We start from the raw sequence: 18,141 nt of genomic DNA on the forward strand, positions 1-18,141 counted from the left end.
GCGCCGGCCTCTACAGCCACAAAGGCCCGCTAAAGATCATCAGCGAAAACGGTCCTGTCTCCCTGCAGGCCAACGGCGGGCCGCTGGAGCCGCTCGCCGACCAGGCCATCACGAAGGCAAGGTCAGCGTCCTCGCCAAGGAAAAAATCACCCTGCAAAGCGGCCAGACCGAAATCGTCCTCGACGGCGCCAACATCACCTTCCGCTGCCCGGGGACCTTTACCGTAAAAGGCTCGATCAAATCGTTGGAAGGCGGGCAATCGGGCAACACCAGCCTTCCCGCTTTGCCCGCGGGTTTGTTCTCCTTCGCTCCCTTGGCAAAAAAAGTGGCCGGGCTGGCGCCCTCCCTGACCGCTAAAGCGCCCCTGGCTCCGCAGCGTTTGGCGGATGTCGAGTGGGAAGATGAGGAAGAGGAAACCACCGAACAGGAAATGATGGAGACGCTGACGCTCACGATTCTGCCTGTGCGTCACGCCGTGGCCACGGGGGCCTTGGCCGAGCACGCGCCTCAACTGCCGAAACAACTTGTTCCTCCCACCTCATTGTCCCAATCCCGGGAGACACTGAGATTATTGAGGGCAGGCTATCTGTACGTACTGCTGGACCGGGGCGGCCGGAAGGAATGGCAGCACTATCAGGTGAAGCCCAATGGCGACCTGACCCGGTTTGAGGGTGAGGCGCCAAAAGCACCGGCCCAGCCCGAACCCGTGACGCCCAATACCCTGGCGGTGGAGATCGAAAAAGCGGAAACCGTTGAACGCTCATGGTGGCTGTTCACCCCGGACCCGCTCACCGACGCCCGCAAAGCGGATTATGAAGATAACGCCGACGACTATACCGCCAAAGGCTACTGGCAAACCTTTTCTCCGAAGGAATGGGCCGAAGGCCAAACCTCCCAGCTTGATACCCTGCATGGCGAGCAGGTCGGCAACGCCCTGACTGAAGCGTGCCTTGACGGCAATCCGGCCCTGCAACAGGCGCTGACGCAAGACCCCTTCGCCCCCGCCTGGCTGGCGGATGACCAGGGCCTGATTCAGTACGCCAACGTCGGTGTGCTGAAGGGCACTCTGACCACCGTCACCCAGGCGGTCTCCACCCACGGCGCCGTTCTGGCCCTGAACGACGCCCTCGGCGCCGCCCAGACCCTGAACGCCTGGCGTAACGCCGCCCTGGACCCGCTGCACGATTGGCTTCAGGAAGAGGACGAGCAAGGCGTCAGCAACGACTGGAAGGTCCAGATCCAGCAGCAGATCGAACAACTGCATGAGGGGTATGCGGGGAAGAAGGCGGCGGGGACGGTGCAACGAGAAAGCCTTCGCTGGGAGGCCGGCCACGGCAGTGTGGAACATCAGTTGCATCGCCTCGAAGAGGAAGAACGGCAGCGACGGCACGTGCACGGAGACCGTGTTTTTGAAGAGAAATACGCCGCGCAGTTCGCCAGACGCCGGGAACGGATTAAACAGGGGCATCAAGACACGGTTGAAGCGGCCCGTAACGCCGAATATAGCCCGGCACAGCAGAATGCCTATCGGGAAGAGTTCGAACAGGACTATCTGTCCCGGCTGAATACCGGCGAGATGGATCAGGTACAAACCGCTTTCCTGCAACACAGTGCCGAGGCAGAGACGGAAATGGACCGCCGTGCTCCGGAACAGATTGCGGTGCTGCAAAGCGATTATCTGCAAGGAGCCCTGCAGGCCTACGACAAGGCGGATGAGGAGAACGGCGCCCGTTTTACCGCGACCTTGGGGTTGGCGGTGGATGGCCTGGTAGGCTGCGAAAGTGGCCGATCCGTGATCGATGGCTGGTGGAGCCAAGGCCCCGGCGGTGGTCCGGCCAACCTGTGCTGGCGTGCCATGGCCTACAACCAGCAGGCGCTGGAAGACAATCTGATTGAAATGGCCAAGGCGCTGAAAGGGCAGGTCGATACCGAGGGCGAAGGGCCCAATTGGGTGGCCATCGGCGCGCTTCAGGTGGTTCAGTCGGCCACCCAACAGTTCGAAAAGCTGGATACCGCCATCAGTTCGCTGGAAGGTAGCGGCATGGCCGTTAGTGGCGTACTCGCCTGGCAGGCGGGGCTGTTGCGTAATCTGTTCGGCAGCGGCCATCCCAGCAAAGGCGAAAGTGCGTTGTACCGGTTGCTGGGAACGGCGAGCCGGGCGCAACTGGGGCGCTATGCCTTCGATGCGGAACTGCACAAGCAGTTGTCCCGCGCGGCTGCGCACCCTGTCGCGCGTACCGCCCCACGGCTGGTCGAAAAGTTGGTGCGCGAGTCCGAAGTGGTGCGGCAGAGCGCGACCGGGGCTGCTCGGAATGCGCAAGCGGGACTGGATAGTTTTATCACCCAGCCGAAAGCCAGCGAAGTGCGCTATGGGCGCGCCTTGTCGGTATTGATCGCCGCCGAGGCACTGATGCTGGCGTTCAAGGCGGAAAGCGTGGGCGCCAAAGACCAACGTTTTTACATGGAGGCCATGGCCGCCGTGATGGCCGGTGCGGCTTGTGGGGCGGAGATCATGGCGAGTGCCGCCGAGTCGGCGGCCCAACGCGCTGCCGCGGCGGGGAACAGTGCCGAGGGAGCCCGTATCCTTCAAGGCAGCCGCAAACTGTGGGCGGCCTCAATGGGCACCGTGGGTGGGGTGGTATTGGCGGCGTATGACTTTGGGGACTTCTGGGGGGCAAGTAAGAGAGGTCAAGGTACGTTGGCTACCGCCTATCTGGCCCGAGGCTTTGCTGGACTCGGCCTGGGCCTATCCGGTTCCTTACTGGCCATTGCCACAGCCAAACCGTTCTTCGAGCATGTGGCGAAGACTTCTACTAATAGGGCGGCGATTGTCGTCACTAGAGCAAGTGCACGCCTTGCAACGTGGCTTGGCAGGGAAGCGGCCCAAAAGTTTTTGACCCGTGTCTTGTTGGGGAGCAATGCCGTATTCTGGGTGGCCACCGGAGTGTGGTATTTGGTCACACCGGATGCCCTGGAAGCGTGGTGTGACAAGAGTGCCTTCCGCAAGAATGATGGTACTGGCTACGATGACTTGGAGGTGGAGTTATCCGAGTTGTGGATGGCCGTTGCCGAGGTGACCTGATGTACTTTTTTGAGTGGATGCTTTGGTGGGGGACGACACTAGCTGAAGAGGGGAAAGACGAGGTCTTTGGTAAGGACTTCATGGAAGAGAACCAGGCGCCACTGAAAGCGGCCCTGGAAGAAGAGTACCCCCCCCTGGAATGGTCTGTTAGCGACCACCCTCGCAGCCGGGGGCCAGTGTACGCGTTCAACGACACCTATCTGGAAATGCGTTGTGGGTCTTTGGAGCATTACCGAGGATTGATTACGCCGTTGGTATTAACGCTCTTCTTGTTCGGTTTCGGTGGAGCTTACGGTGCGATTAATTTATTGCTAAACGGGCCCAATCACAATGGCATTGCCGATTACTTGATCGGCGTGATTGGCGTGGGGGGGATAACCGCTGGTTTCTGGTACTGCTTCTTCAAATTCAAATTCTACATTCCTATCCGCTGGGAGCTGTTCACTCATCGCCGATTGTTAATCCGCTTTAACCGCAAAACCAAGCAGGTGCATTTACATCGCCCCAAGTACGCAGGTGGGGTGGTGACAATGCCCTGGGACAAGATTATTCCGATCCATGAAGGGGCGGGGATGCGTCTGGTCTTGGCCTGGATGCCGCACCGAACCGGACAGCCGTTTGTAACCTTTGCCGCCGTCGGAAAACGCGCCGGCACTGCACAGGATCTACTCGATGAATGGGAGTTTATCCGCCGCTACATGGAGGAAGGCCCCAAGTCCGTACCCCAACCCCGGGTGCGGAGCAAGATGCCCTGGCCCTGGTACAGCTTGGAACCCCAATTCGAGGGTCTGTGGCCGATTCTGCGTCATGGCGACTGGAAACTATGGCTGGGTAAATTACTGATGAGTCCCGCCTTTTTGATTCTGGGCGCGGGGCATTGGGTATCTCAGTTACTATGCTGGGAACCTCGTTGGCCCAAGATCATTCGTGAAGCTGGCCAACCCGGCAAACCTACCCCCAAGTTGACCACAGCGGAAGATTACGACCCGGAGACCTGTCGCCGTTTGTATTTGAATGCGGATTTGTGGGTGCCCAAGGACCATGATCCGGACGCGCCTGCCAAGGAAGAAGAATCCGGCTCTCAGTGGCTGCCGTGAGGTGGGTTTGTTTCATTGAGCGACGAGGGAAGTGTTCTGGTCTTCGCCCGTATCCTGGGTAGGTTATCGGGCAGCTTTTTCTAATGGACGGTCAACTCTCGTTCTTCTGGTAAAAAGGTAATGAACATCGGCCGGTGCCTATCGCCGTCCTGTGTTTCAATAGGGCGTATGATGTCCACCAAAGGAAGAGGGTAGTGTTCAGAGCTTGCCCGAAATGCGCCGCCTGCAACAAGAAAGTGACCACGGATAAAGCCGTCGTCAGTGAGAACGGCCGCCTCTTCTGTTGTCAGGCACATCACGACTGGTTCTTTGCGGGACTGGATAAGCCGCCTCTGGATCCACGGAAAGCCCCTGTTGTTTATCGGCGAACCCCGGCCTCGGTCACATGGGGGCTCCTGGCTGTTTTTCTGTTGTGTCTGGGGGTGTTTCTTTGGGATGGTGTCAAACTCTGGCTTGGCAAGCCGGTGGATGTCGTTCTCTTTGTCGTAATGGCCGTCTCGCTTTTGTCCACGGTTATTGTATACGGGTTCATTTATCGTTGGCTGCGTGCGTTTGAAGTGGTAATGGCTCATCGTGAGCCGGGTATGAGTGACAGGGATTTCGCCGGTCATCTGGAAAGGTTGTATCGCAAGAAGCAACTGAGCAAGCGGGAACTGCTTTGGGGCGCTCGGCAGATATCGAGCCCGGAGCTGGCGGCGGTGGTGAGAAAAATTCGCTCCGGAGAGATACGCTGAGGGCGGAGCACGGTGGATATGAGAAGACGGGAATTGAGGCAAGGATGGCGCAGTGCGGGTGCGGTTGAATCATGACAGTTCGCGGACTCTTTAAATACTTTTTTGCGGCTTTTGGCTTCGCCGCGATTGTTATGGCGGTCGTGCTGTATCTGGACACTGCCTCTTTCATGAAGGAAGCGGTATCAGGGCAAGGAGTGCTGGAGAACGTTCGTGAGCGGCGTATGGACGAAAAGACCGTATGCGAATGGGTGGTGCGGTTTCGTACGGAGGACGGACGCCCAATCGAGTTTTCCACCAGAGCAGGAACGCGTTGTGCTGGAGTGCGGATAGGCGATGCCATGCCGATCCTGTATTCGCCGGCCCGGCCCGCGGAGGCTCGGGTTGATGATTTCTTTGCGCTCTGGGGCGGTTCGATAATCGGTGGGTTGATCGGACCGGTATTCCTTTTGATCGGCGGCACCTGGATTGCGGGCGGGCGGCGCAAGTGGCGCCGGGTGGCGACCTTGATGCGTGAAGGGCGGCGGATCGAGACTGAATTGGAAAAGGTGGAGCACCTGACCCGGATTAAAGTACAGCACCGTCACCCTTATCGGGTGGTGACACGGGGGGCTGATCCGCTGAGCGGGGAGAGCCGCCGTTTTCTCAGCGATTATCTGTGGTACGACCCTTCCCCTTATTTGCAGGACGTGAGCGTGCCGGTGTTCATCGGGCGTGACGATCCTCGCCGCTATCACATGGATTTGTCGTTCCTGCCCGGGGCTCCGAAATAACCACGACCGGGGCCGCCGGGTGATCAAGTCCCGACCTGGAGGATGACCTTGCCCAGGTGATCATCGCCGGCGACGAGGCTTTGTGCCGCTCGGACTTCCGTCCAGGGCAGTACCCGGTCGATACGCGGCTTCAGCTTGCCTTCGGCCAGGGCGTTGTCCAGATCCTCACGCATTGCCTCGACGATGCGGATCTTCTCTTCCAGGCTACGGGTGCGGAACGTCACGCCAATGATTTCCACCCGCTTGAAGGCCAGGGCCTCCATGTCCAGGGTGCCTTCGGCGCCGCCGAGACGGCCCACGCCGATGAGGCGTGCCTGTAGCGCCGCGGCTTTGATGTGGTCCGCCAGATAGGGGCCGCCCACATGGTCGATGATGATATCCACGCCCTGCCCGTCGCTGGCGTCGAGTACCTGCTCGGCGAACCCGCCGGTCCCGGTATTGATGACGGTGTCCGCGCCGAGCGTTGCGAGCAGGGCATCTTCCCGGTGGGTGCGGACTCCGGCGATGATCCGCCCGGCGCCCAGATGTCGCGCAATCTGGATCGCCATCTGACCGACCCCGGAGTTGGCGGCATTGATCAGTACGGCATCGCCGTCGCGCAGCCGCCCGGCGGTACGAAGCGCGTTGTGTTCGGTCATCAGGGCAACAATGGCACCGGCGCCTTCCTCGAACGTCCACGAGTCCGGGAGGGGCACCGGGAAGCGCGAATCAATGGCGACATACTCCGCCAGCCCGCCGCCCACCATGGTCATCACCCGGTCGCCGATGCTGAATGCGCTGTCCTCATCGGCTTCGACGACGGTGCCGGCGGCATCCAGGCCCACCACGGCGGGGGCGCCGGCGGCTCCGGGAGCGGCATGGGTGCCAGCCAGAACCGCCAGATCGGCGCGGTTCACCGAAGCGGCCTGAACCCGGATCAGCACCTGTCCCCTGGCCCAGGAAGGGGGCTCGATGTCACCTTGCCGGATGGCCGGTGTCGCGCCGGAACGGTCGATGATCATGGCTTTCACGGCATCTCTCCTGTGATTGAACGCTGCTTTTTTTCGGCCTCCAATGATTCGTCCTTCAGCCGAGCATGTTGGCCGGCAACCAAGTGACAATGACCGGAAAGAAGAAAATCAGCAAGGTGGTCACCGCTTCCATGATCATGAACCAGCCGGCACCACGGAACACGTCCACCAGTGGGGTGTCGCGGTCGATGCCGGCGGTGACATAGACGTTCAGGCCCACCGGTGGGGTGATCAAGCCGATCTCGCACATTTTCACCGCCAGAATACCGAACCAGAGCGGGTCGAAACCGAGTGATTGCACCGTGGGGAACAGAATGGGCAGGGTGATCACCAGCATGGAGAAGGCATCCAGGAACATGCCCAGCGGCAGATAGATCAACAGCAGCAGGCCGATGATCAGTAGTGGCGGCAGGTCCACGGTGGTGACGGCCTCGACGATGTATTGCGGCGCGCCCACCAGAGTGAGGAAGTAGCTGAAGATGCCGGCGCCGAGCATGGTCATCAGGATCATCACCGTGGTGCTGATCGAGGAGCGGAAGCTGTCCTTCAGGTTGCCGCCGAGGTTGGCGCGTGCCTGTCGTGAGCAGAGCAGCATCAGGAAGGCGGCGAAGGCCCCGATCGCCCCGGCTTCGGTGGGGGTGACGAAGCCCAGGTAAATGCCGCCGAGCACCACCACGAACAGCACGATCACCTGCCAGGCGTCACCCAGGGAGGCAAAGCGTTCCCCCCAGCCATAGCGGGGCTGGGTCTGGTGGCGACCGGGCATGATCCTTTTGCTGACCACCACGATGCCGACGATGAACACCAGGGTGGACAGCAAGCCGGGCAGGACCCCGGCCACCAGCATGGCGCCAGCGGAAACTTCGGTGAGCGCGGCATAGAAGATCAACAGCACACTTGGCGGAATCAGCACGCCCAGTACGCCGCCGGCCGCCACCGCGCCGGTGCTCAGCCGGCGGTCGTAGCCGGCCTGTTTCATTTCCGGAATGGCGACGGCGCCGACGGTGGCGGCGGTGGCCACGCTGGAACCGGAGGTGGCGGCGAAGCCGGCACTGGTGAGGACGCTGGCGATGGCCAGGCCACCGGGTAATTGTCCGACCCATTTGCGCGCCACACTGAACAGCTTCTGCCCGACACCGGCTTTTTGCGCGAAGTTACCCATCAGGATAAACAGCGGGATCACGGTCAGCAGGTAGACTGCGGTCTGGGTGTAGGAGAAGGCCTTGAGGCGGTTCAGTGCGAAGTCCAGATCTTCCACCATCACCACGCCGGCGACGCCGGCCAGGGCCAGGGAAGCGAAGACGGGCACGCCGGTGGCCAGCAGTACGAAGACCAGGCCAATGGCCAGCAGAGTAGCGGTCATTTCATCCATAGCGGGTCTCTCATTGGCCTGTCAGTCGGTGTGTGGGTCTGGCGTGGAAGGCTGGTCCCGGCCCAGCAGAGCCAGGCCGGAATACAGCAGCATTTGCGCGGTGGCGAACCAGAGGCCGATAGCCAGGGCGATCTTCGCCCACCAGATCGGGAACTCGATATAGCCCCAGCGGAACTCCTTGATCTGGAACGAATGAATGGCGTCCAGCGTCGAAGGCCAGGTCAGCAAGGCCAGGGCCAGCGCGGCGGCGGCCCAGGAAAAGGCGTTCATGGCCCGGGCCACCGGCACCGGCGCCAGTTTCACCAGGGCATCCACGCGGATGTGGCCGTGCTCCATCTGGGTCCAGCCCAGGCCGAGGAACACGATCAGCACCAGGGCGATTTCCGACAGCTCGAAGATGCCGGTGATCGGCCGGTCGATCAGCGAGCGGACGGTGGCGTCCAGGGTGATCGCCACCATCAGAAAGGCGAGCGAAACCAGTGCCACGCCGCCGAACACATTGGCCAGGGCCCGGAATGGCCGTTCAAGGAAGGTCATGATTGCCTCGTTATTGTTGTCATCCGATGCGGTGCCGGCAGGGGCGGAGTTTTACCGCTCCGCCGCCAGTTCTATAGGCCGCTCCAGGGTGCCGTTGGCATCGTGCTTGGCGATGGCCGCGTCCACCAGCGCCTGCATCTTGGCGCCGTCGATGTTGGCCGGTTTGGCTACCCTTTCGATCCAGCCCTCCACCTGGGCCGGTTGGATCAAACCCTTGGCTTCGGCTTTTTCGGCATCGCTGAGCGAGGAGAATTTGGCGCCTTCCTTGAGCGCGGTTTTCACATACTCCCGGGAAGTAGCGCCGTAGATTTCGGTGTACTTGCCAGCGTAAATCTCTTCCACCAGCTCGTTGCAGATGCCCTGAACCTTGTCCGGCAGTTCGTTCCAGGTGCTCATGCTCATGATGGTGGCGGCGGGAGCATGAGGGCCGTCGCCCAGGTCGGTGAAATAGGGCGCGATCTCATGCAGTTTGTAAGCAATGGAGGTCATGAAATCGAAACCGTAGACGCCGTCCAGAACACCCCGTTCCAGGGCGGTGTACACTTCCGGTGCCGCCATTGGCACGGCGGTGCCGCCGAGACGCTCGATCACTTCCGTGGCCACGCCGTAGCCGCGGATCCGTTTGCCCTTGATGTCCTCCAGGGAGCGGATCGGTTCGCGGGTCACCAGGGGGGCGTGATACCAGTTGGTCCAGTACATCACCTTGGAGCGGTGCCGTTGCTCCCACTCCTGACGCAGCGGCTCGAACTGCTGGTACAGGTCGCGGCACACCAGCTGCAGGGCGTCGGCACGCTGCATGCGGAAATACCAGTCCAGGCCCCGGGTCACCGGCAGTTCCGCCTGGTAGTAACCGGGGGAAATCAGCGACATTTCAGAAGTGGCGTCGCGGACCGCCGCCAGATGCTCGCCGACCTTGTTCAGCGATTGGGCCCAGAAACGGCGAATTTTCACCGCGTCGCCGGCGCGTTTTTCCAGTTCGTCGAGGAACCAGCTGTCCAGGCGCGAAGGGCCGGCGGTTTCGGAAATGTAGGTGTCGAACTTGATGCGGGTGGCGGACGCGGACCAGGCCGGTACCGACAAACCGCTCAGCATGCCGGCGCCGGCGAGAGCGGCGCTGCCTTTGAGGAAATCCCTTCTTTTTATTGTCATCACGTGTCTCCTGTTATTGTCTTGGTCAGTGTCATTGGGATTGTTTTTCTGTTGCTTCAGAGAGAAGCGGTGGCGCCGCTCTCTACTCGTTTGCGCAGCTCGGTCTTCAAAATTTTCCCGTAGCTGTTTTTCGGCAGGTCGTCGCAAAAGTAATATTTTTTGGGCTTTTTGAACGAGGCCATGCGTTGGCTGAACCATTGATTCAGGTCCTCGGCCTGGACGTCGTCGGCCACCACGAAGGCCACCACGATTTCACCCCATTCCGGGTCCCGTTCACCGATCACTGATACCTCGCTGATGGCCGGGTGCCGCGCCAGTACCTCTTCCACCTCGCGTGGATAGATGTTGGTGCCACCGGAGATGATCACGTCCTTGGAGCGGTCGGTGAGGGTCAGAAAGCCCTGCTCATCGAGGAAGCCGATATCCCCGGTACGCAGCCATCCGTCCACCAGGGTGTCGCGGCTGGCGTCTTCATTACGCCAGTAGCCCGCCATCACGGTGAGGCCGCGCACCACCACTTCACCGGGCTCGCCCGGGGGAAGGGGGCGCATTTGCGCATCCACCACCTGCACGTCGACGCAGGATTGTGCTCGTCCGACGGAGGCCAGGTGGCGTTCCCAGTCGGGCGCCTCGTGGTCGGCGATGCGCCGCCGGTCCAGGGCGGTGATGGTCATCGGGCTTTCGCCCTGGCCGTAGATCTGGATGAAGCGCGGGCCGAGCACGGAAAGGGCTTCGCGAATGTCCGCGGTGTACATCGGCGCGCCGCCGTAGACCACGCTTTTCAGGCCTTCTCCGTGCTCGCCCTGGCGGCGCGCTTCCGCCACCATCCGCTTGACCATGGTCGGCGCCGCGAACAGTGATACCCGGTCGAGTCGCCGGGCCAGGTCCAGCACCTCGGCGGCATCGAAGCCTCGCGAGACCGGCAGGATATGGCGGGCGCCGGCGCGAACGAAGATGAAGTTATACAGGCCGGCGCCGTGGGACATGGGCGCGGCGTAGAGCAGGGCGTCGTCCCCGGTTACCGGCTCCACATCCACCGGGTAGCACAGCGCCATGGCGACCAGGTTGCCGTGGGAGAGCATGACGCCTTTGGAGCGGCCGGTGGTGCCGGAGGTATAGAACAGCCAGGCCAGGTCATCGGCGCGGCGCGGATGCGGAGGTTGCGTGCGGGCCGTTGGCGTGCCGCTGGCAACCAGAGCGCTGGCGGCCAGCTCGACGCCGCTCTCCAGGGGCGAGTCCTGGAAAGTGCAGCCGTCGTCGGTAATCACCAGCTTGCTTTCCGCGTTACCAGCGATCCAGGCCGCTTCCGCGGCGTGCAGTTTGGCGTTCACGGGGACCGCCACGGCGCCGCTCCACCAGATGCCGTACATCAGTGGCAGGTAGTCCACGCTGTTTTTCATGAACAGCGCGACCCGGTCGCCGGGGACCACGCCATGGCGCTCCCGCAGCAGGCCGCCGACAGCGGCGGCGCTGTCGGCGAAGGTGCGGTAATCCGCCACCTGTTCGGCACCGTGAAACAGTGCCGGGCGTTGCGGGTGGCAGCGGGCCTGATCGTGCAGCCAGTTTGCGATATTCATCGGTGATCAGGCCCTCTTCGCCTGCAGCACCGAGGCGTAATTGGCCACGGCGGCACCGCCCATGTTGAAAATCAGGCCGGTTTCGGCACCGGGACGGGCCCGTCCGACGGCCTGGCCGGTGAGCTGCCGGAACGCCAGGGCGTGCATGGAGACGCCGGTGGCGCCCACCGGATGTCCCTTGGCCTTGAGCCCCCCGGACAGGTTGACCGGCAGACGGCCGTCGGCGAATACGGTGCCTTCCCCCAACGCGCGGGCACCCTGGCCCGCCGGGGCGAGTCCCATGGCTTCGTAGATCAACAGTTCAGCGATGGTGAAGCAGTCATGGACCTCGGCGAAATGCAGGTCCTCCAGGGTCACCCCGGCTTGCTGGTAAGCCTGGGACAAAGCCCGGCGCGGGCCCTCGAAGGCAAGGAAGTCGCGGCTGTTCATCGGCAGCAGATCGTTCACCTGCACCGCCGAGCGAATCGCCACCTGGCGAGGGAAGTCCCGGGCCCGCTCCGCTGAGGCGAGCACGATGGCGGCGGCGCCGTCGGTGATCAGCGAGCAGTCGGTGAGCCGAAGCGGGTCGGCGATCATCGGGTTCTGTTCCGAGACGGTGTTGCACTCGTCGAAGCTGAGAGGCCGGTGCATCTGCGCCAGCGGGTTTTCCATGGCGTTGCCATGGTTCTTCTCGGCGATGCGGGCCATGGCCGCCAGCGGATCGCCGTAACGCTCCTGGTAGGCGCGGGCGGCGACGCCGAATACCTGCGGAAAACTGAGCCCGGCTTCGCGCGGGTCGTTCTGATAGCCGGCGCCGGCCAGGGCGCGGGTGACATCGGCGGTGCTGTTGGCGGTCATCTTCTCCGCGCCCACCACCAGTACCAGGTCGGCGGCGCCGGAACGGATCGCGTTGATACCGGCGAACACCGCCGCGGCGCCGGAGGCGCAGGCGTTTTCGCAGCGGCTGGCGGGAGTGAAGCGCAGTCCGGGATCCGCCTGCAATACCAGCGAGGCGGGGAAGCCATCCGGGACCATGCCGGAATTGAAATGGCCGAGGAAAATCTGATCGATGTCGTTGGCGTCCACCTGGGCGTCGTCAAGTGCCTCGCGGCTGGCTTCGACGATCAGGTCTTCCAGGGTGGTGTCGTTGAGGCGGCCGAAGCGAGTGTGACCGCTGGCGACAATGGAGACGGAGTGGTCCTGCTGAGTCATGAGGCACCTGTGTTGTTTTTGTTCGCGGGGGTCGCGGTACCGGCACTTGCCAGACCGCTGGTTCTATTTACAATGTGGTCCATTCCCGTCCCGTACCGCTATTCGTGCAACTACGTACATGACTAAGAGTGCCTTCCGGGGACCTGACTGCGAGAGGTGTCGCGATGCACGATTCCGTCACCAGCGAGGATCTGGAACGTCTGGCTTTCCGGGTTTCGCCGGCGCCCCAGGTGATTACCCGGCAGCGGGCCATGCTGGATTTCAATGAAGCGTTCAACGCCTTGTTCGGTTATTCCCGGGAACAACTGCTGGGCCAGCTGATCCTCCGTTTGTACCCCTCCATGGCGGATTTTCAGGCCATCGGCGATCGCTGTCTGAGCTGGTTGCAGCGCAACCGTTCCTACTCCGATGAACGCTTCATGCAGCACCGTTCCGGTGAGGTGTTCTGGGCCCGCGCCAACGGCTACACGTTGACGCCGGAGTCGCCCTTCGAGCTGATGGTGTGGCACTTCGAACGCATCGATAACCCGATCCAGGCGACGGTGAAACTGACGCCCAGGGAACGGCAGATTTCCGCCTATATCGTCAATGGACTCACTTGTAAGGAGATCGGCCGCAAGCTGGGTATTTCCCATCGCACGGTGGAAGTCCACCGTGGCCGCCTGATGAAGAAACTGGAAGCGAAGAACACCGCCGAGCTGGTATCGAAAATCATCGTTTTGAGATAGCCGTGGATGTCGATCCGGCGCGTGCCGGTTCGACCGGATCAGGAAAGCCCTCAAAAGGAGATAACGATGAACTACGTGGACGGTTTCTTACTGCCTTTACCGAAAGAGAACCTGGACGCTTATCTGGAGATGTCCCGCAAGGCCGGAGAAGTGTGGAAGGAATACGGCGCCATCGATTACGTGGAATGCGTGGCCGATGACGTGCCGGACGGCAAAGTCACCTCCTTTCCCATGAGCGTCAAACTGGAGCCCGGAGAAGTGGTGGTGTTCTCCTGGATCACCTACGCCTCGCGGGAGGAGCGGGATCGCATCAATGAACAGGTCATGAAGGATCCACGCATCGCCGGCATGGATCCGGCCACCATGCCCTTCGATGGCAAGCGGATGATGTGGGGCGGATTCCGGCCGGTATTGAGTCTTTAAGATTTAAGAGCGGGACTCACCGGTCGGCCGCTCCTTGTCCACCGGTTTCAGTGTGGCGGCGCAGAACAGGGAATTGAGCCGCTTCATATCGCCCAGCAGATCCAGGTGCAGGGAACTGGTTTCCAGGCTCTGTACGACCTGATGGCGCAGCCGTTCCAGATGGGCGTGCGCCAGTTGTCGCTGGCGTGCCTGAAAACGGCTTTTTTCTTCCAGCAGGCGGCGGATGCTGTCCTCATCGTCGTTGAGGAACACCGACAGGCCCAGACGCAGGTTCGCCCGCAGCCGTTCGTGCAGCTCCAACAGCTCCTGCAGGCCACTTCGGGAGAACGAGCGGCGCCGGGCGGTCTTGCGATCACGGACTTTCTCCATCATGCGCTCGATCAGATCACCGGCCTGCTCCAGGCCGATACTCATCTCCAGCACCTGGCTCCAGCGCCGCTGGCTGTCCGGGCTCAACCGCTCCCGGGGAAGCCGTGCCAGGTACAGCTTGATCGCGGTGTGCAGGCTGTCCAGTTGGTCGTCCAACGGTTCCGGCGGGGCCTTGGGCCGAGTGGTTTCGCGGCGCATGGCGTTTCCCAACTCGTCCAGCATGGTTTCCACCAGGTCTCCCATGGCCAGCACCTCGCGGCTGGCGTTGGCCAGCGCCAGGGCCGGCTGATCAAGGGCCTGCGGGTCCAGATGGCGAGGCCCCTGGCGCGGCTCGGGCGTGGCCGGATCCGGCAGCAATAGCCGGCACAGACGGGCCATCGGCACGGTCAGCGGGAGCATGGTCAGGCAGCGGCCGCCGTTGTAGGCCAGATAGAAGCCGATCACCAGATCCTGGGGAGCGAAGGACAGGGTGGCCAGCCAGCGCGCGGTGAGATCGACGAAGGGCAGCATCAGAATCAGCCCGGCCAGTTTGAACAGCAGGCTGCCCAGGGCCACGCGGCGTCCGGCGGTGTGGTAAAAGCCGCTGTTAAGGAAAGCCAGCACGCCGCTGCCCACGGTGGCGCCCATCACCAGACACAGCGCCACCGGCAGCGACAGGACACCGGCCGCGCTCAGGGTGGCGGTGAGCAGGACCGCCGCCAGGCTGGAATAGGTCAACATGGCGAACAGCGCGCCGACTACCGCGTCCAGTAGTAGATCACCAGTGAGAGACTCGAACAGAACGCGTACGCCGCGAGCCTCGGTCACCGGCGCCATGGCCTCGATGATCAGCGTCAGGGCCAGCAACATCAGGCCCAATCCCAGCGCCACCCGCGCCAGCTGCCCCGCCTTGCTTTGCTTGCGGGACAGGAACAGCGGAACGCCGACGATCAGCAGCAGCGGGGACAGCCAGGACAGATCCAGCGTGAGCACGCGAGCCATCAGGGCGGTGCCCAGATCGGCGCCAAGCAGAATTGCCAGACCGGTGGCGAGGGGCATCAGGCCGTCGGCGACAAAGCCGCTGACCAGCAACGCGGTGGCGTTGCTGCTTTGCACCAGCGCGGTGACCCCCGTGCCGGCGGCGAAGGCCAGCAGCCGACGATCCAGATAGTGACTCAGCCAATGGCGCAGACGGGCTCCGTAGACCCGCAGCACACCGGTGCGCACGATATGCGTGCCCCACACCAGCAACGCCACGGCGGCCATCAGATGCAGCAGAACCTGCATGGCGACCCTCCCGGTCACGCCGTCGTGGGACGGTGGCTTTTGTTATATCACGGTTGTTCCCCGGGTGCTTGACGCTGACTGGCAAACTCGGGAGCCTTGAGCCTGGTTCGGCTCGGCGGGTGGTGTTCGTGCCGGCCCGATGTAAAACATCATGAATGGCTGAAGACCATGACCGAAACCTCATTGATCTACATTCACGGCTTCAACAGCTCGCCGCGGTCCCATAAAGCAGGGCTGTTGCGGCAGGTGTTCGAGGCCGCCGGCGCCGGGCACCGCCTGCATATCCCGGCTCTGGAGCCCCAGCCCAAGCGGGCCATGGCCGCGCTGGAGGCGGAAATCGCCGGTGCCGGCCCGGTGGCCCTGCTGGGGTCGTCCCTGGGTGGTTTCTATGCCACCTGGCTGGCGGAGCACCACGATTTGCCCGCGGTACTGGTGAATCCGGCGGTTCGCCCCTGGGCACTACTGGACAAATACACAGGTATCAATCATAACTATCACACCGGCCAGGCCTATGACTTTGATCCGGCCTGGCTGGATGAACTCAAGCGCTACGAGGTACCGGAGGTCAGCAAGCCCGAGCGCATGCTGCTGCTGACACAAACCGGGGATGAGTCCCTGGATTGGACCGACGGCTGGGAATACTATGCCGACTGCCATCGCTACTGCGGGTTGGGCGGCAGCCACGGGTTCGATGACTTCGATGCCTTTATTCCGTTAGTGTTGCGCTTTTGTGGAATTCGCCTGACGTCCGGCCTGTGACGTCCGGTACCGCCCGGCGGGTCTGTCCGAATGCCGGGCCGTTGACTGTTTTCAGGGATCTATGACCAACACCTATACCTCAGAGAATATCGAGGTCCTTTCGGGCCTGGAGCCGGTGCGCAAGCGTCCCGGCATGTACACCGACACCACCCGCCCCAACCACCTGATCCAGGAAGTGGTGGACAACTCCGTCGACGAAGCCTTGGCCGGGCATGCGCGCAGTATCCGCGTCACCCTGCTCAAGGACGGCGGTGTGGAAGTGGAAGACGATGGCCGCGGCATGCCGGTGGATCTGCACCCGGTGCAGAAGAAGCCCGGCGTTGAAGTGATCCTCTCCACCCTGCATGCCGGCGGCAAGTTCTCCAACAATAACTACCAGTTCTCCGGCGGTTTGCACGGCGTCGGGGTTTCAGTGGTGAACGCCCTGTCACGCAAACTGGAAGTCCTGGTCAAACGGGACGGCCAGTTGCACCACATCAGCTTTGCCGGCGGCGAAAAGACCAGTGAGCTGGAAGTGGTCGATACCGTCGGCAAACGCAATACCGGGACCCTGCTGCGGTTCTGGCCGGACGAGAGCTATTTCGATTCGCCCAGGATCTCGGTGGCTCGTCTGCGTCACCTGCTGCGCGCCAAGGCGGTGTTGTGCCCCGGACTGGCGGTGACACTGGAAAACCAGGCCACTGGAGAGACCGAGAACTGGCAGTTCAGTGATGGCCTGGTGGAATACCTGCTGGAGGGTACCCGGGGCTGGGAGCGGGTACCGGCGGAGCCTTTCGATGGTGCCATGAAAGGTGATACCGAAGCGGTGGACTGGGCGGTGCTGTGGCTGCCGGAAGGCGGCGAACTGATCACCGAGTCCTATGTAAACCTGATTCCCACTCCCCAGGGCGGTACTCATGTGAACGGGCTGCGTTCCGGCCTGCTGGACGCGCTGCGCGAATTCTGTGAATTCCGCAATTTATTGCCACGTGGCGTGAAACTGACCCCGGAGGACATCTGGGATCGGGCCTGTTACGTGCTCAGCGTGAAAATGCAGGACCCGCAGTTCGCCGGTCAGACCAAGGAGCGGCTCAGCTCCCGGCAAACCGCCAGTTTCGTATCCGGGGTGGTCAAGGATGCGTTCTCGCTGTGGCTCAATCAGCACACCACCGAGGCGGAACAGCTGGCGGAGCTGTGTATCAGCAACGCCCAGAAACGCCTGCGCGCGGCGCGTAAGGTCACCCGCAAGAAAGTCACCAGCGGCCCGGCATTGCCCGGCAAGCTGGCCGACTGCACCAGTGATGACCCGGCCCAAACCGAGATTTTCCTGGTGGAGGGGGATTCCGCCGGCGGTTCCGCCAAACAGGCCCGGGATCGTGTCTACCAGGCGATCATGCCGCTGCGCGGCAAGATCCTGAACACCTGGGAGGTGGATCCAGCGGAAGTGCTGGGCAGCCAGGAGATTCACGATATCGCCGTGGCCCTGGGCATCGAGCCGGGTGCCGATGACCTGTCCGGTCTGCGTTACGGCAAGGTCTGTATCCTCGCCGACGCCGATTCCGACGGCCTGCACATCGCCACCCTGCTGTGCGCGCTGTTTTTGCGTCATTTCCCGGCGCTGGTGCGCGACGGGCACGTTTTCGTGGCGATGCCGCCGCTGTATCGCATCGACATCGGCAAGGACGTCTATTACGCCCTGGATAAAGAAGAGCGGGAAGGCGTGCTGGATCGCATCAAGGCCGAGAAGAAACGCGGCAAGGTCAGCGTCACCCGCTTCAAGGGCCTCGGTGAGATGAATCCGATGCAGCTGCGGGAAACCACCATGGCCCGGGATACCCGCCGCCTGGTGCGATTGACCATGACCAGCGACGACGACACCCACCAGCTCATGGACATGCTGCTCAGCAAGAAGCGCGCGTCCGACCGCAAGAGCTGGCTGGAAGAAAAAGGCAACCTGGCGGAAGTATAGACGCGCATACACGCAAACACGCTTCACGCTTGCACGCGAAAGAAACATTCTTTTCAGGTTGGCGATGAAGCGGGTTGGTTTGGCGTTTTCTGGATTATTGAGGATTGTAAACAGAGGTGGGCATCTAGC

General features: G+C 62.2%; 15 protein-coding genes. 8 read left to right on the forward strand and 7 right to left on the reverse strand.

The features are described from left to right. The 4 genes from MA04_RS20425 to MA04_RS20440 form a co-directional block, all read left to right on the forward strand. A partial coding sequence (locus tag MA04_RS20425) for a T6SS effector BTH_I2691 family protein (RefSeq protein WP_262462562.1) occupies positions 1-3,082 on the forward strand: 3,082 nt, incomplete at its 5' end. Next, positions 3,082-4,179, forward strand: coding sequence for a DUF6708 domain-containing protein (locus MA04_RS20430; protein WP_262462564.1), 1,098 nt, complete (start codon positions 3,082-3,084; stop codon positions 4,177-4,179). The genes MA04_RS20425 and MA04_RS20430, both read left to right, overlap by 1 nt. Positions 4,180-4,415: 236 nt before the next feature. Beyond that, positions 4,416-4,913 (forward strand): hypothetical protein, encoded by a 498-nt coding sequence (locus tag MA04_RS20435; protein ID WP_262462565.1) that lies wholly within the window; start codon positions 4,416-4,418, stop codon positions 4,911-4,913. 71 nt (positions 4,914-4,984) lie between these two features. Further along, positions 4,985-5,683, forward strand: a complete 699-nt coding sequence (locus tag MA04_RS20440) for a DUF3592 domain-containing protein (RefSeq protein WP_262462566.1) — start codon at positions 4,985-4,987, stop codon at positions 5,681-5,683. Positions 5,684-5,706: 23 nt separating this feature from the next. Here the strand turns inward: MA04_RS20440 and MA04_RS20445 are convergent, their stop codons facing one another. The 6 genes from MA04_RS20445 to MA04_RS20470 form a co-directional block, all read right to left on the reverse strand. Next, the gene (locus MA04_RS20445) at positions 5,707-6,684 is read right to left on the reverse strand and encodes a zinc-binding dehydrogenase (RefSeq protein WP_262462585.1); all 978 of its coding nucleotides are present in this window, start codon (positions 6,682-6,684) and stop codon (positions 5,707-5,709) included. Positions 6,685-6,748: 64 nt separating this feature from the next. Further along, on the reverse strand, positions 6,749-8,065 hold the full coding sequence (locus MA04_RS20450) for a TRAP transporter large permease (RefSeq protein ID WP_262462568.1): 1,317 nt from the start codon (positions 8,063-8,065) through the stop codon (positions 6,749-6,751). Between the two features lie 21 nt (positions 8,066-8,086). Continuing rightward, entirely contained in the window at positions 8,087-8,602 is a 516-nt protein-coding gene (locus tag MA04_RS20455; RefSeq protein ID WP_022993960.1) for a TRAP transporter small permease, read from the reverse strand. Positions 8,603-8,653: 51 nt separating this feature from the next. After that, positions 8,654-9,751 (reverse strand): TRAP transporter substrate-binding protein DctP, encoded by a 1,098-nt coding sequence (dctP, locus tag MA04_RS20460; RefSeq protein ID WP_262462570.1) that lies wholly within the window; start codon positions 9,749-9,751, stop codon positions 8,654-8,656. Positions 9,752-9,807: 56 nt separating this feature from the next. Continuing rightward, entirely contained in the window at positions 9,808-11,328 is a 1,521-nt protein-coding gene (locus MA04_RS20465; protein WP_262462572.1) for a class I adenylate-forming enzyme family protein, read from the reverse strand. 6 nt (positions 11,329-11,334) lie between these two features. After that, positions 11,335-12,519, reverse strand: a complete 1,185-nt coding sequence (locus MA04_RS20470; RefSeq protein WP_163123171.1) for an acetyl-CoA acetyltransferase — start codon at positions 12,517-12,519, stop codon at positions 11,335-11,337. 164 nt (positions 12,520-12,683) lie between these two features. Between MA04_RS20470 and MA04_RS20475 the strand changes: the two genes are divergently transcribed. After that, positions 12,684-13,247: a response regulator transcription factor gene (locus MA04_RS20475; protein ID WP_014993042.1), complete on the forward strand. Its 564-nt coding sequence runs from the start codon at positions 12,684-12,686 to the stop codon at positions 13,245-13,247. A 66-nt stretch (positions 13,248-13,313) separates the two neighbouring features. Continuing rightward, complete coding sequence (locus tag MA04_RS20480; RefSeq protein WP_163123174.1) at positions 13,314-13,670, forward strand: DUF1428 domain-containing protein; 357 nt, start codon at positions 13,314-13,316, stop codon at positions 13,668-13,670. A gap of 3 nt (positions 13,671-13,673) precedes the next feature. Here the strand turns inward: MA04_RS20480 and MA04_RS20485 are convergent, their stop codons facing one another. Then, positions 13,674-15,305: a Na/Pi cotransporter family protein gene (locus MA04_RS20485; RefSeq protein WP_163123177.1), complete on the reverse strand. Its 1,632-nt coding sequence runs from the start codon at positions 15,303-15,305 to the stop codon at positions 13,674-13,676. A gap of 168 nt (positions 15,306-15,473) precedes the next feature. Between MA04_RS20485 and MA04_RS20490 the strand changes: the two genes are divergently transcribed. Both MA04_RS20490 and parE read left to right on the forward strand, forming a co-directional pair. After that, entirely contained in the window at positions 15,474-16,064 is a 591-nt protein-coding gene (locus tag MA04_RS20490; protein WP_163123180.1) for a YqiA/YcfP family alpha/beta fold hydrolase, read from the forward strand. A 61-nt stretch (positions 16,065-16,125) separates the two neighbouring features. Next, on the forward strand, positions 16,126-18,012 hold the full coding sequence (parE, locus tag MA04_RS20495) for a DNA topoisomerase IV subunit B (RefSeq protein ID WP_163123183.1): 1,887 nt from the start codon (positions 16,126-16,128) through the stop codon (positions 18,010-18,012). The last annotated feature ends 129 nt before the right edge of the window (positions 18,013-18,141 follow it).

The sequence above is a fragment of the Alloalcanivorax balearicus MACL04 genome (assembly GCF_025532145.1).
GTDB classification, from domain to species: Bacteria; Pseudomonadota; Gammaproteobacteria; order Pseudomonadales; family Alcanivoracaceae; genus Alloalcanivorax; species Alloalcanivorax balearicus.